Genomic DNA, 14,498 nt, shown 5'->3' on the forward strand with positions numbered 1-14,498 from the left:
AATGGGCGCAGCGCTGATCGAACTGGCCGGCATCGAGCGCGTTTTTCAGCTCGGCGACAGCGAGGTGCACGCGCTGCGCCGCCTTGACCTGACCATCGCCGCCGGCGAGTACGTCGCGGTGATGGGCCCGTCCGGCTCGGGGAAATCGACGCTGCTCAACCTCCTCGGCCTGCTCGACCGCCCCAATGCCGGCACCTACCAGCTCGCAGGCCGCGACGTCACCACGCTGTCGGCGGAAGAGCAGGCGCGGGTACGCAGCGAGCGCATCGGTTTCGTCTTCCAGAGCTTTCACCTGGTGCCGCGCCTGACCGCCGCCGAGAACGTCGCCCTGCCGATGATTCTCGCCGGCATCGCGCCCGCGCAACGTGCCGAGCGGGTGGCGCAGACGCTGCGCGACTACGGGCTCGAGAACCGCGCCGACCATCGCCCGGACCAGCTCTCCGGTGGCCAGCGTCAACGCGTGGCGATCGCCCGCGCGACGATCATGCAGCCGGCCGTGATTCTCGCCGACGAGCCCACCGGCAACCTCGATCGCGCCACCGGCGAGGAAGTCATGCGCCTGCTCGAAACGCTCAACGGCCGCGGCGTGACGCTGATCGTCGTCACCCACGACGGCGCCCTCGGCGCGCGCGCCAGGCGCCAGCTGCTGATGGAAGACGGCGCGCTGCAACACGACAGCGCGCCCCCTGAAGCGACCACCAGCACGTGCGTACTCCCGACCTGATCCGCTTCGCCCGCGACGCGGCGACCGGCAATCCCCTGCGCACCTTCCTGCTGGTGCTGGCGATGGCCATCGGCGTGGCCGCGGTCGTCGTCCTCACCGCGCTCGGCGACGGCGCCCGCCGCTACGTGCTCAGGGAGTTCTCGTCGATCGGCAGCAACCTGGTCATCGTCCTGCCCGGGCGCTCGCAGACCGGCGGCTTCAACCCCGGCAACGCGGTCACCAGCACGCCGCGCGACCTGACCATCGACGACGCGCAGGCGCTGCTGCGCGCCAACGCCGTGCACCGCGCCGCACCGCTGGCCGTCGGCACGTCCGAGATCAGCTTTGCCGGCAAGCTGCGCGAAGTAATGGTCGTCGGCACCACCGCCGAGTTCATCGACGTGCGCCGCCTGGCGCTCGCACAGGGGCGCTTCCTGCCCACCGGCGACTGGCGTCGTGGCGTTTCGGAGGCGGTCATCGGCGCCAAGGTGCGCGACGAAATGTTCGGCCACGAGTCGGCGCTCGGACAACTGGTGCGCGTCGGCGACCGCCGCTTTCGCATCGTCGGCGTCCTCGCGTCCAGCGGCCAGGGGCTGGGGATGAATACCGACGAGCTGGTCATCGTCCCGGTGGCGCTGGCGCAGGCGATGTTCAACAGCAACACCCTGTTCCGGATTCTCGTCGAAGCGAGCAGCCGCGAAGCGATCGAACCGGCCAAGGTGCAGGTGACCGAGATCATCAAGCAGCGTCACGACGGCGAGGAGGACGTGACGATCATCACCCAGGACGCCGTTCTCGCCACCTTCGACCGCCTGCTCGGAACGATGACCCTCGCCGTCGCCGGCATCGCCGCCATCAGCCTGGCCGTCGCCGGCATCCTGGTGATGAACGTGATGCTCGTCTCGGTCGCCCAGCGCACCGCCGAAATCGGTCTGCTCAAGGCCCTCGGCGCCACCGGCACGACGATCCGCAACGCCTTCCTGACCGAAGCGGCGATGCTCTCGGTCGCCGGCGCCGTGCTCGGCTTCGTCTTGGGGCAGGCGGGCGCGGCGCTCATCCGCCAGCTCTACCCGGTCTACCCGGCCTTCCCCCCCGACTGGGCCGTGCTCGCCGCGCTCGGCACGGCGCTCGTCACCGGCGTGCTCTTCGGCGTCCTGCCCGCCAGCCAGGCCGCGCGGCTGGATCCGGTGCTGTCGCTGTCCCGGCGTTGAGCCGGCGACGGAGCGGGCGAGAACTCTGACGAGCGGCACGCACCTACGCCGTCATTGCGAGGAGGCAAAGCCGACGCGGCAATCCAGCTCCACCCTCTTACTTCTTCACCGCCGACGCATCGCCACCGCCAGGAGAAAGATCTCTGGCTTGCCACGTCGGCTGCGCCTCCTCGCAATGACGCACTGGCGAGGCGCATGGTGTACATGGCGAGGAAATCACTTGCCCGCCGTAACCTCGACAGCACACCCACTCACCGGGCATTACAATATTCGCCAACGCAATCCAGAAGGAGGCGCGAGACATGGCGACGACACTTACCAGCAAGGGTCAGGTCACCATCCCCAAGCAGATTCGTGATGCCTTGAACCTGGCACCCGGTTGCTCCGTGGATTTCTCGGTCAATCGCGAAGGGGATGTCGTAATCCACAAGGCCGGCGCGAGGCCGAGTCACAAGCCCGACCGCTTCGAAGCTGCCCGTGGCAAAGCCGATGTCAAATGGCGGACTAACGAGCTGATGGCGCTACTGCACAGTGAGAGTGAGGGCTGATGCTGCTGGTCGACACCAAGGTGTTCGCCGACTTCTTCATCGGTGCGCATGCCGCTGTATCGCGATTTCCGCTATTGACCCGAGATACGCGACGCTACACCTCCTATTTTTCCGAGGTGACACTGATCGCACCAGAAGCCTCGCCATGAATGATTCTCAACCGTCCTGCCCAGCCAGATTGAACCCCCTATTGGGGCATTCGCAGAGGGGAGGCGGTCGCATGACCACCGCTGGCGTTTTGGCTCGACCTCCCCGAATTTCGCCACCGAGTTCCCTGGATCTGGATTTGAGCTCCCTGAGAGAGGTAACTATCCGGAGATTCCGGATAGTTCGCCGGGAAGGCGCTCGGCAGGTAGCGCGAGAAACGCGTCGTGACTTTTGCCCAAGGCACAGGGGAGGACCCGACCTCCTGCGTTTGACTCCGCACGTGCGGCCCCCCCTGCGGATCCTTGGCTTGGCCCGACGGTGCACGGTCGCGGCTCACGATGGGGCTTGTCATGAGGGATCCTGAACTCTCATCAGGGCTGTTCCGGGGCAATTCGGGCTTATTCGGGCCAATTGGGGCTATTTCTCTGCAAGAGAATGCCGATTTGACTCCGATTGGTCGAGTCCAGCCATGTCCTCGAATGGGTGACGCCGCGCACTTGGGCTCCGCACAATCCCCGAACGCTCCGCACTTTTGCAGTCGAGCTCCGCACATTTTAGGGACGCTCGAAAGCGCAAGCCTACCCAGGCGGCGCTGGCAAAGCAGCCCGGCGAGAAGAAATTGACCTGGGGTGATCCGACATGATCGCCAGGGTCCAGCTCTGGGGCCGGACGATCGGCGCCGTGTCGCGGCCGGAAGGACGGGACGTCGCGGCCTTTCAGTACGACCCGGAGTTCGCGCGCAGCGGCATCGAGATTGCGCCGCTGACCATGCCCCTGAACGAGCGGGTGTATGAATTCCCGGCGTTGCCGCGCGAGGCCTTCCACGGTTTGCCGGGACTGCTCGCGGATTCGCTGCCGGACCGCTTCGGCAACGCCTTGATCGACGCCTGGCTGGCCACGCAGGGCCGCAGGCCGGAGAGTTTCAACGCGGTGCAGCGCCTTTGCTACACCGGCAGGCGCGGCATGGGTGCGCTGGAGTTTATGCCGGCACGGGGGCCGCGAGGGCGCGAGGCAAGGCCGGTCGACGTCGCTGCGCTGGTACGGCGGGCGAGCGAAGTCCTGACGCATCGGGACGATCTCCAGGAACGTTTTCACCAGGCGGGCAAGGCGAAGGCGCTGCGCGACCTCCTGAGCGTCGGCACGGCCGCCGGCGGGGCGCGGGCCAAGGCGGTGATCGCGTGGAACCCGACGACCAGCGAGGTGCGTTCGGGACCAATCGCGGCCGGCGACGGTTGCGAATACTGGCTGCTGAAATTCGACGGCGTTTCCGGCAACAAGGACAAGGAGCTGGAAGATCCGCAGGGATACGGCGCCATCGAGTACGCCTATCACCTGATGGCCAAGGCGGCGGGGATCACGATGAGCGCCTGCCGGCTGCTCGAGGAGAACGGACGGCGGCACTTCATGACCCGCCGCTTCGATCGCCTGCCGGGTGGGGAAAAGCTGCACATGCAGTCGCTGGCCGCACTGGCGCATTTCGATTTCAACCACGCCGGCGCCACGGCCTACGAGCAGGCACTGCTGACCCTCCACCAATTGCGGCTGCCAATGGCCGCCGTCGAGGAGCAGTTCCGACGGATGGTCTTCAACATCGTCGCGCGCAACCAGGACGACCACGTGAAGAACATCGCCTTCCTGATGAACCGGGAAGGCGAGTGGTCGCTCGCCCCGGCCTTCGACCTCACCTACAGCTACAATCCGTCGGGGGCCTGGACGGCCACGCACCAGATGACGCTGAATGGAAAACGGGACGGGTTCGCGCGCAATGATTTCAAGGCCTGCGCGCAGGCGGCGCTGATGAAACGGGGCCGCGCGGCGACGATCATCGCGGAAGTGCAGGCAGCCGTGCAGCGCTGGCCCGAGTTTGCCGCCGAGGCGCGCGTCGCCGACGAACGGCGCGACGCCATTCAAACGACCCACAGACTGTCTTTTCCGGAAAGATGATCCGCCCCCGCGACTCCCTGCTCCTTGCCCTGCGCGCGATCACCGCGCACCGCCTGCGCAGCTTCCTGACCCTGCTCGGCATTGCCGTCGGCGTCGCGGCGGTGATCCTGCTGACGTCGATCGGCGAGGGCATCCATCGCTTCGTGCTCGCCGAATTCACGCAGTTCGGCACCAACGTCATCAGCGTCTCGCCCGGCCGGACGAAAACCGCCGGGCACGCGCCGAGCGGCATTCCGACGTCGGTGCGGCCGCTGACCCTCGACGACGCGCGCGCCCTCGAACGTCTGCCGCACATTACCGGCATGACGGCGACCGTCTGGGGAAATTCCGAAGTCAATGCCAATGGCCGCCTGCGGCGCACGACGGTCAATGGCGTCAGCGCCGACATGCTCAAGGTGTTCAGCATCAAGGTGCGCAGCGGCCAGTTCCTGCCCGCCGAGGACGCCGACAGCGCGCGCGCCTTCATGGTCCTCGGCGCACGCCTCAAGGAGGAGCTGTTCGGCACCGCCAACCCGCTCGGTGCCAAGGTACACGTCGGCGGCATGCAGTTTCGCGTCATCGGCGTCCTCGAAGCCAAGGGGCAGTTCCTGGGCATCGATCTCGACGACGCCGCGTACATCCCGACGGCACGCGCGCTCGAGCTGTACAACCGCGACGGGATCATGAAGATCGACCTGTCGTACGAGGAAGGGGTGCGTGCCGCCGGCGTCAGCGCGCTGGTCAGGAGCACGCTGACGGCTCGCCACGGCCGCGAGGATTTCACGATCACCACCCAGGAAGACATGCTGCGCACGCTGTCGAACATCCTTGACGTGCTGACCATGGCCGTCGGCGCGCTGGGCAGCATCTCGCTGCTCGTCGGCGGTGTGGGCATCGTCACCATCATGACCATCGCGGTCAACGAGCGGACGGGCGAGATCGGCCTGCTGGTCGCCCTCGGCGCGCCACGCCAGACGATCCTTGGCCTCTTCCTCGGCGAAGCGGTCGCCCTCTCGGCGCTCGGCGGATTGATGGGCCTGCTGCTCGGCTTCGGGCTGGCGCAGTTGATCCACCTGCTGGTCCCGGCGCTCCCGGTACATACGCCGCTGAGCTTCGTCGCCCTCGCCGAACTCATCGCCGTGGCCATCGGCCTGCTGGCCGGCGTCCTGCCGGCCCGGCGCGCGGCTCGGCTGAACGCGGTGGACGCGTTGCGCGCCGAATGAGACGCCGCGGATCGGCGGAGGCCAGCTGGCGCTGGCGCTTTCCGCCGTTGACCCTGGCGCACGAAGGGTGTCGGTAATTTTTACAGTCGACAACGATCCAGCCTGTACAGGAAACAAGATAGATCGTTAAAACAGCTTCTTGCGCCTTGCGGCGCATTTCTTGCTTGCGAGTTGACGTTCGTCAAACCGACGTGGATCAACTGGAAAGGAGTACAAGATGAACAAGCTTCTCCGCATCCTGGCGTTGCTCTTGGTGGTCGGCGTTCCGACTTCGGCCAGCGCTGCTTTGCAGCAGTTGACCAATCTCTTCGTCTTTGGCGACAGTCTTTCCGATGGTGGCAACAGCGGGCTGCTGAGCCAGGCGGCTACCGGCGGCACGGTCACCTTCCCGCCGCCGCCCTATTACAACGGTCAGTATTCGAACGGCCCGGTCGCCGTCGAATATCTGTGGAACATGTACAACCCGGGCAATACCAGTTTCGGGCCTTCGCTGGCCGGCGGAACCAACTATGCGATCGGCGGCGCGACCACCGGGCTGGAGAGCTTCAGTTCGGTCAATCCGAACGTGCCCGTCGCGCTGCAGCCGGTCTACGCGCAGAAAAGCAACGCCTGGCAGCTGGCGTCCTTCGCGACCCAGAGCCCGGTCTTCGACCCGGCGACTTCGCTCTTCGTCGTGTGGTTGTTCCCGAACGACGTGTTTTACGCGGATACCACCGCAACGCTGCCCGGGATCGTGCCCGGTTCCGCCGGTGGCGCCAACGTGATCAGCAATGGCGTCGCGAACATCGTGGCCACGGTGCAGACGCTGGCCACCGCCGGGGCGCAACACGTCCTGGTGGCGAACATGCCGGACCTCGGGCAAACCCCCGGCTTTCTCGGTAACGTCGGCCTGTCGGGCTTAAGCGCCCTCTTCAACAACAGTCTTGGGCTGGCGATGAGCGCGCTCGATGCGGCACTGCCCTCGCTCGAGATCGTCCAGTTCGATACCGCCGCGACACTCAGCGAGATCATCGCCAACAAGGGCGCCTATGGTTTTGACGTCACGGACCAGGCGTGCGTCAATAACCTCCTCAACGGTCAGTGCAATCCGGCCACCTGGATGTTCTGGGACGGGGTACACCCGACGACCAGGACGCATGAGATCCTGGCGGCAAGGTTCTTCTCCGCAGTGCCCGAGCCGAGCGCCATTCTTCTGTTCGCGATCGGCTTCGTCGGTCTGCTGGTGACCGGCCGGCGCAAGGCGCTGTAGGCGACCTCGCTGGTTTGCCCGGAGCCCCGCTGCGGCGGGGCTCGTCGCGTGGCGAACACGCGTTTTCTTTCTCCAGGGGTCATCGATGGGCGACATTCCGCTGCGCATTTATCACAACAACCGCTGCTCGAAGAGCCGTGCCGCCTGCCAGTTGATCGCTGACAGGGGCTTCGAAGTGGAGGTGGTCGACTATCTCAAGACGCCGCCAAGCCGGGACGAGCTGCGCGCGCTGCTCGACAAGCTGGGAATGAAACCGGCGGAACTCGTGCGTCGCGGCGAAGCGGTGTTCAAGGAAAACTACGCCGGACGTTCGCTGAGCGACGACGAGTGGCTGGACGCGCTGGCCGCACACCCGATTCTCATCGAGCGCCCGATCGTCGTGCGCGGCGAGCGGGCGGTTCTCGGCAGGCCGCCGGAGAAGGTATTGGAGTTGCTGTAGGCGCGGCGGGAGCGGCGACGGCAGGACGGACGGCGCTCCTGGCGCGGTGCCCCAGGTTTCAACGCGTGACCGGACAGGTGCTCCCTGGACTGCCGCGTCGCTTCGCTCCTCGCAGTGACGGCCACGCGGCGCGACGCCAACAGGGACTCCCTACTTGCGCGCGCCGCCCTTTACCGACCAGGAATCCCTGAGCGTCACCGTGCGGTTGAAGACCGGCGCGCCAGGCTGCGAGTCGAGGCGATCGGCTACGAAATAGCCGTGCCGTTCGAACTGGAAGCACTCTTCGGGCTGAACGCCCTTCAGCGAGGGCTCGAGCCAGGCCTGGATGACGCGCATGCTGTCCGGATTCAGGTCAGCGCGGAAATCGCGCTCGACGCCTTCGGGGTCACCGTCGCGCCTGGCGCCCGGTGACGGAACCGCGAACAGCCGGTCGTACAGGCGCACTTCGGCGCGACAGGCCTCGGCCACCGAAATCCAGTGCAGGTTGCCCTTGACCTTGTAGCCGTCGGCGCCGGGCGTGCCGCTCTTCGAGTCGGCGAAGTATTCGCAATGGACGGCGCTGACGACACCGCTGTCGTCACGGTCGAAGCCGGTGCATTTGACGACATAGCCGTAGCGCAGGCGGGCCATGTTGCCCGGGTAGAGGCGGTGGTAACCCTTGCTCGGCTGGGCCATGAAGTCCTCGCGCTCGATCCACAGCTCACGGCCAAAGGGCATCGCGCGCTTGCCGGTTTCCGGCTTCAGCGGGTGGTTGGGCGCAAAGCACTCCTCGCTTTCTCCGGCCGGGTAGTTGTCGATGATCAGCTTGAGCGGATCGAGCACCGCGACGCGGCGTTCGGCCGCGTCGTTGAGCACTTCGCGCATGCAATCCTCGAGCAGCGAGTACTCGATCAGCGAGTCGGATTTCGAAACGCCGACGCGCTCGGCAAAGAGGCGAAAACCGGCCGCCGGATAGCCGCGCCGGCGGGCGCCGACCAGCGTCGGCAAACGTGGGTCGTCCCAGCCGCTCACGTGCCTTTCCTCGACCAGCTGGATCAGCTTGCGCTTCGAGAGGACGATGTAGGTCAGGTTCAGTCGCGAGAACTCGATCTGCTGCGGCAGTGGCCGCTGCAACAGCCCGCCTTCGGCCAGCCGCTCGAGCAGCCAGTCATAGAAAGGTCGCTGGTCGGCGAACTCGAGCGTGCAGATCGAGTGGCTGATGTTCTCGAGCGCATCTTCGATCGGATGCGCGTAGGTGTACATCGGATAGACGCACCAGCGGTCGCCGGTGTTGTGATGGCTGGCGTGGCGAATGCGGTAGATCGCCGGATCGCGCAGGTTGATGTTCCCGGCCGCCATGTCGATACGCGCGCGCAGGATGTGCGCGCCGTCGGGGAACTCGCCCTTCTGCATGCGCTTGAAGAGGTCCATGCTTTCGTCGGCGCTGCGCTGGCGGAACGGCGAATCGGCGCCGGCTTCGGTGAGCGTGCCGCGGCTGGCGCGCATTTCCTCGGCGCTCTGGCTATCGACGTAGGCGTGGCCGCTGCTGATCAGGTATTCGGCGAAGGCGACCATCCAGTCGAAGTAGTTGGACGCGAAATAGAGGTTGCACTCGCTGTCGGCCGACCCTTCGACGAGCGGGCCTTCCCAGGAAAAGCCGAGCCAATGCACGGCATCGATGATCGAATCGACGTATTCCTGCTCTTCCTTCTCGGGGTTGGTGTCGTCGAAACGCAGGTGGCAGCGACCGCCGTAGTCCTGCGCCAGCCCGAAGTTCAGGCAGATCGACTTGGCGTGGCCGAAGTGCAGATAGCCGTTCGGCTCGGGCGGAAAGCGCGTGCGGATCCTGGCCGGGTCGAGTTCACCGGCGAGTTGCTGCGCGGCCGGCCCGGGCTGGCCCGACCATCGGCGCGCCACGTGCTTTCCGGCAGCAAGGTCGGCTTCGATGAGGTTGCGAATGAAGTTCGTGCTGGCGACTGCGGCGATGCTCGCCGAATGACTGCTGGGCTCCTGGCTCACGGGAAAATCCTTGATTCGAGAAGCCTCGCATTTTACCCGCCCGGGCCGGCGCCACCGCCGCTTTTCGCGGCCAGAGCGTGCGCTCGCGCTTCGAAGGCGCTGACCATGCCGGCGGCCATCGGCACGACCATGAGCTGAATCACCGGCATCAGGAACAGCGAGCGGGTCTCGCAGTCGAGCGCGAAGTCGACGTGGCAGCGATCGTCGGCGAGCGGCGTGAAGGCCCAGAGGATGTCGAAGTGAGCGAACGAGCGATCGCTGGAACGAACGCTGATCCGGTGCGGGCGGTCGAGTTCGGTGCGCGTGCGGAAGCGATGCAGCAGCAGCCCGAGCGCCAGGCTCTGCTCGGTTTCGTAGGCCGCCTCTTCGCGGCGAACGATCCTCGCCTCGCAGACCAGCGGCACGAACTCGGGGTAGCGTTCGACATCGGCGACGACATCGAACAGGCACTCGGCGGGGAGCGCAATGGCGCGACTTTCGCGATGGGTTGCCATGGGCTGCTGCCTCCTGATTGCCGTTTCACTGCTCACCGTCCTGATCGGAGACTGGCGGCGCAGGGCGCAGAAGCACGCGCCGAGTACGGGGGCCCGGCAGCACCGCGCATGCGAAACAGCAGCGATCATAGCAATCACTGACCGCTTGCGCGCAGTGGGATTGCCGTGGCACTCGCCCGGCGTGCCGCGGGCCGAGCAGGGAACGGGGCACGAACTTAAGCAGAACTCGACGCTCAGAGAAAAAAAAACGGCCACGCTCGCGTCGCGACGCTCCGCCTGCAAAGGGCTGCTCGACTTCCCGATTTCCCGATTTCCCGATTTCCCGATTTCCCGATTTCCCCGTGTGTGTTACAGCGAATGACTGGAGGACTCTCCCATGACCGCACCAGAAGCGTTTGAATATTCCCTGTCGGGCCTGTCGCTCAGATCCGTACGTCTGGCCACCGTGGTAAACAACCAGTTTGTCGTCATGCCGACTGCCCCTGCCCCCGCCGCAGCGCCAGTCGCCAGGGGGAAAGCCGCGACGGCGAAGCGGGCCGTGCTGGCGCCAGTTGCTGCGACGCCCGGCGGCAAGGCCCTTGTCGCGAGCACCGACGCGCTGGGAAAGAAAGGCGTCAGCATTCGTGTCGCGCAATCGGATGACGGGACCAGCCGCTCGAGCCTCGACCTCCAGGAGGACGGCTTTACCTTCGATCTGCTCTTCACAGACTTCGCCAGCAGCAGCAATCAGGACTTTGTCTTCGACCAGGTAAAAGTCGTCCTGAAGGCCGACCAGGAGAAGTCGCGTCTGATCTTCAGCGGTATCCTGCGCATGCGCAGCGCCCTGCTGCGGCCCTTGCAGAAATTCATCAGGCAGGACGAAGGTCTGCTGGTCGGCGGCACACTGGACGTCAGCAATCAGGACCTGGCGCAGAAACTCAGGCCGTCGGGCATGATCCTGACCAGCGCCGCCAGCTTTCACGTCGCGCTCGGCGACGATGTCGTCTTCAGCGATCTGCAGCTCGGTGTCGAAATCAAGCCGGCGAAGTCTTCGCCAGGCGCAGCGACGGCCTGGAGCGTGCTGCCGAGCCTGGAGGGCAAGGTGGCGCTCGCGAACCTCGGCCACCAGGCGGTCGACTGCCGCTGTCGAATCGAATACGCCGGGAAAGCGCTGAAGGTCAGCGCGCAAGCCGCGCGGGTGGACGGACTGTTCGGCATCTCGACCTTGTCGCTCAAGGAGCTGAAAGCCGACTTCGCGGTGGGCGGGGAGAAATCCATACGGCTGCAGGCCAAGCTTGACGCCGCCGGCAAGACCTACGCGCTCGGCGGCGTCCTGAACCGGAAATACAGTGCCCTGTACGCCGAGATCGGCGATTTTTCGCTGACCGACCTGCAAGCCCTCTTTCAGGAGGTCACCTCTCTGAGCCTCGCCCTGCCGGATTTCGCGGTGACGCTGAGCGAAGTCCACCTCGCCATGGCGACGGCCAAATGCAAGCTCGGCGAGCAGGCTTTGGCAGAAGGCGTGACCCTGGGGGCCAGCTTGCAGGCGCACGGTCACCAGTGTCAGGCGCTGGCGCAGATATCTTCCAGCGGAATGGCCTTCACCGGCGACCTTGGGGAATTGACGATCGGACCGCTCACCGTGAAGAAGGCACGGCTGCAGATGCAGTTCTTCACCGCTGCCAGTGGTCGGGCGAGTCAATTCGCCGTCGTCGGCCAGGCCGTCATCGAAGGATTGGAGCTCGACTGCCGGCTGGCCTACGAAAAGGGCGCCGACGGCTGGACGGCGATTGTCTATGCCGCCATCCACGCCGAGAGTTTTGCTTTCTCGGCGATCATTCCCGCGGCAAGAAAGACCTTTGTCGACTCGCTGACCTTTTCCAAGGCGGCGTTCATCTACGCCTCGCACGACGGCCGGACGGAGGATCCCGATTTTTCCTTTGCCGTGCGCAAGGGTCTGCAACTGATGTGCGTGCTGCAGGAGATCCCGGCGCTTTCGGATCTCACGGGCAACAGGCAAGTGGGTCTCGAACTGTCGGCCTACTACGGGAAGGGCGTCGACATTGGCATTGCCCTGCCCGACACTCGGCTGCAGCTCGGCAACTCGGTCGCCTGCAATCCCTTCCAGGTCAGGATCGTGATTTCGCCAAAGCCGTCGTTCAACCTGATCTTCGGTCTGGACGTGAGCGTTCCCCGGCAGGATGAAGTATTGCATTTCGACGCCCAGTTGGCGGTGGGGATCGAGGGCGCTTCCGGCTCGGGAACCATGAAAGCCTATTGGCAGAACCCTTTCGGTGTGCAAGGCCTCAGGATCGGTCCCGCGCTGGCGCTGGAACTGGGCATACTCTATCCCGTCTTTCTGACGACCGGTACGCCATCCGACTTCGGCTTCGCCGGCGGTCTAGTGCTGGGCGACGTCACCGCCAATATGGCGGTGAAGATTTCCGAGGATCCCAGCGAGGAGATCCTCTATGGCGAACTGCAGGAGTTGTCGCCAGCCAACCTGGTGAGTTTTGCCGAACAGGTATCGAAGCTGAAGCTGCCGGCGGACGCCGTCCCCAATTTTTTCACCCTGCACGAACTCAAGATCTACTGTGCGCCGGCAGGTGGAAGCATTGGCACGATCAGCTTTGAGCGCGGTTTCAGCTTCGCCTGCGATCTCGTGTTGTTTGGCAGGAAGGCTGCCGCGTACACGCGCCTGTCCGACGACGGCGTTGTCGCCAAAGCTCATCTCGACCGGCTCACGATCGGCCCGCTGAAAATATCTGGCGAAGCAGGCCGGAACGCGATTCTTGATCTGCAGTTGACCACCGCCAGACAATCGCTCCTGGTCGACGGCGCCATCGATTTCCTCGGTGCAAGCACCGCTGTCATTGCCGACATCTCCAACCGGGGGATCGAATTTCATTTCCGGCAGAGTTTTCTTGGGCTCCTGAGCTACCAGATCGACGGCGTCAGCGAAGGCTCGATTGGCGAACCCGCCACACTGGATTTCCTGCTCGCTGGAGAGTTTGACAATCAACTGACCGCGTATCTGAAAGATGACCTGGCGCGCAAACTGCACTCAGCAACCAGCGTCGTCGAAACGGACCTCAAGGCGGCGACGAGAGACGTTGACCGGGCCGAGCGGATTTACAAGGCCGAATTCGACAAGGCGAAGAAGGCGCTTGAGCGGGCGCAGGCCGACGCGAGCCGCTTGCTCGAACAGTGCCAGCAGGCGGTGGCCAGCGAAGGAGAAAAATACGCCCGCGCCCTGAAGCAGGCGAAACGCGATGTCGCGAAAGCAAGGCAGGCTTTCGACAAGGCGCTGGCGAACGCCGAGAAGGCTCTGCGCAAGGCGCAGACCGACTACGACGGCGGAATGCGCAGCGCGCAGGCAGCGCTGAGCAAGGCGCAGCACGATTACGACGCGGCGATGATCAACGCCAGGAACGAGGTGAGTCGCGCGCAGAAGGCGTACAGCAACGCCATGGGGGGAGCGGCGAGCAAGGTCAGGACGGCCAGGGAAGCCGTCGGCGCGTTGGCGCGCGAGCGCGATGCTGCGGTGCACGAGCTGAAGCATCTGAGCTGGACCAAGTCGTACAAGGCGCCGTACCTCGCGGCGAAGATCGCCGGCCTGGAAACCGCCATGCGCGCCGCGCAGGGTGTTCTCTATGCCGCTGAAGGGGTGCTCACGGGAGTGCAGAAGGGCGTCGAGTTTGGCGCCTTCGAAGCCGCCAAGGCAGCGCTCGAAGGGGTGCGTTTCGGCGGCGAGTACGGCGCCCTGGAGGTCGCGAAGAAAGGCGTGGAGGCGGCTCGAATCGGTGGCCGCTACGGCGTCCTGGAGGCGGCCAGGAGAAGCGTTGCCGCGGCGCAAACAGGCGCAGACTTCAGCGCCTGGCAGCTGGCGAAGCAGACGCTGAGCGCCGTAGAGATCGGCGGCCGCCTGGCTCTCGATGCCGCCGAACAGAGCCTGGCCGGGGTCGGGCAGTCGTCCGTCTACCTCGCCCTGGAAGCTGCCAGCCATTCGCTTGAGCTGGTCAAGCAGGGTTCCAGTGCGCTCGCCTTCGAGAGCGCCAAAGCCGGCCTGGAAGGCGTCAGGCAGGGTTCCGCAGCGATGTTGCGGGTGTCGGAGTACGCCGCGGCGCACGCCGGGGGTCTGATCGATGTCCGGCGGGTCACGCTCTCCGCCCGCCTGAAGGCGATTGAACGAGGCGAGTTGTTCAAGGCGGACGTTGAGCTGGCGATATTCTCCACGCCGCTGCGCTGGACAGTGGATTTCGATGTCCGGAAGCCGCTGGCGTTTGTCGACACGCTGTTGCGCAATACACTGAGCGACGCGAAGAGACTGCTCACCTAACGGCCCCGGCGTCGGCAAGAAAAGCGGCAAGTCGGGAAAAGCCGCGGGAAAACCGCTGGCTTGACAAGCTTTTCCCCGACGGGTAGATTCGCGTCCTGCCCGGCTAGCATGCCGGGTTCGCGCCGATTTGACGTAAACAGATTGCGGGCGCGTTAAAAATACCGCTAAAGCGAAGCCAGATCAGAACCCGTCGAGCTTTGCGCCGACGGGTTTTTTGTTTTGCAGCGCCGCACCAGTAGACAAGG

The 14,498-nt window shown here is 65.2% G+C and carries 10 protein-coding genes, 1 pseudogene and 1 riboswitch; of the genes and pseudogenes, 9 read left to right on the plus strand and 2 right to left on the minus strand.

What is annotated here, in order from left to right; genetic code table 11:
- Position 1: 1 nt before the first annotated feature.
- The 8 genes and pseudogenes from QZ613_RS18415 (at position 2) to arsC (ending at position 7,443) form a co-directional block, all read left to right on the plus strand.
- Positions 2-724: an ABC transporter ATP-binding protein gene (locus QZ613_RS18415; RefSeq protein ID WP_291866408.1), complete on the plus strand. Its 723-nt coding sequence runs from the start codon at positions 2-4 to the stop codon at positions 722-724.
- On the plus strand, positions 706-1,914 hold the full coding sequence (locus QZ613_RS18420; protein WP_042334207.1) for an ABC transporter permease: 1,209 nt from the start codon (positions 706-708) through the stop codon (positions 1,912-1,914). Before QZ613_RS18415 ends, QZ613_RS18420 begins: the two co-directional genes overlap by 19 nt.
- 302 nt (positions 1,915-2,216) lie before the next feature.
- Complete coding sequence (locus tag QZ613_RS18425; RefSeq protein WP_042334024.1) at positions 2,217-2,462, plus strand: AbrB/MazE/SpoVT family DNA-binding domain-containing protein; 246 nt, start codon at positions 2,217-2,219, stop codon at positions 2,460-2,462.
- Positions 2,463-2,491: 29 nt separating this feature from the next.
- Positions 2,492-2,611: pseudogene (locus QZ613_RS18430) on the plus strand (DNA-binding protein); the annotation flags it as partial.
- 637 nt (positions 2,612-3,248) lie between these two features.
- Positions 3,249-4,553 carry a HipA domain-containing protein gene (locus tag QZ613_RS18435; protein WP_042334021.1) on the plus strand — a complete coding sequence of 435 codons (1,305 nt, stop codon included), beginning with the start codon at positions 3,249-3,251 and terminating at the stop codon, positions 4,551-4,553.
- Positions 4,550-5,755, plus strand: a complete 1,206-nt coding sequence (locus tag QZ613_RS18440) for an ABC transporter permease (protein WP_291866418.1) — start codon at positions 4,550-4,552, stop codon at positions 5,753-5,755. The genes QZ613_RS18435 and QZ613_RS18440 overlap by 4 nt, the downstream gene beginning before the upstream one ends.
- Positions 5,756-5,972: 217 nt before the next feature.
- Positions 5,973-7,004, plus strand: a complete 1,032-nt coding sequence (locus QZ613_RS18445) for an SGNH/GDSL hydrolase family protein (protein ID WP_291983484.1) — start codon at positions 5,973-5,975, stop codon at positions 7,002-7,004.
- Between the two features lie 85 nt (positions 7,005-7,089).
- A complete protein-coding gene (gene arsC, locus QZ613_RS18450) occupies positions 7,090-7,443 on the plus strand; it encodes an arsenate reductase (glutaredoxin) (RefSeq protein ID WP_043562599.1) in 354 nt (117 codons plus the stop codon).
- A gap of 150 nt (positions 7,444-7,593) precedes the next feature.
- Here the strand turns inward: arsC and QZ613_RS18455 are convergent, their stop codons facing one another.
- Together QZ613_RS18455 and QZ613_RS18460 are read right to left on the minus strand one after the other, a co-directional pair.
- On the minus strand, positions 7,594-9,441 hold the full coding sequence (locus QZ613_RS18455; protein ID WP_291866422.1) for a glutamine--tRNA ligase/YqeY domain fusion protein: 1,848 nt from the start codon (positions 9,439-9,441) through the stop codon (positions 7,594-7,596).
- 32 nt (positions 9,442-9,473) lie between these two features.
- Positions 9,474-9,935: a type II toxin-antitoxin system RatA family toxin gene (locus tag QZ613_RS18460; RefSeq protein WP_291903248.1), complete on the minus strand. Its 462-nt coding sequence runs from the start codon at positions 9,933-9,935 to the stop codon at positions 9,474-9,476.
- Between the two features lie 376 nt (positions 9,936-10,311).
- On the opposite strand from QZ613_RS18460, the gene QZ613_RS18465 reads away from it, so the two are divergent.
- Positions 10,312-14,253 carry a hypothetical protein gene (locus tag QZ613_RS18465; protein ID WP_291983486.1) on the plus strand — a complete coding sequence of 1,314 codons (3,942 nt, stop codon included), beginning with the start codon at positions 10,312-10,314 and terminating at the stop codon, positions 14,251-14,253.
- Positions 14,254-14,362: 109 nt separating this feature from the next.
- Positions 14,363-14,444: riboswitch (SAM riboswitch) on the plus strand.
- Positions 14,445-14,498: the final 54 nt, after the last annotated feature.

The organism is Candidatus Accumulibacter sp. ACC005 (assembly GCF_907163215.1).
Lineage (GTDB): Bacteria > Pseudomonadota > Gammaproteobacteria > Burkholderiales > Rhodocyclaceae > Accumulibacter > Accumulibacter regalis.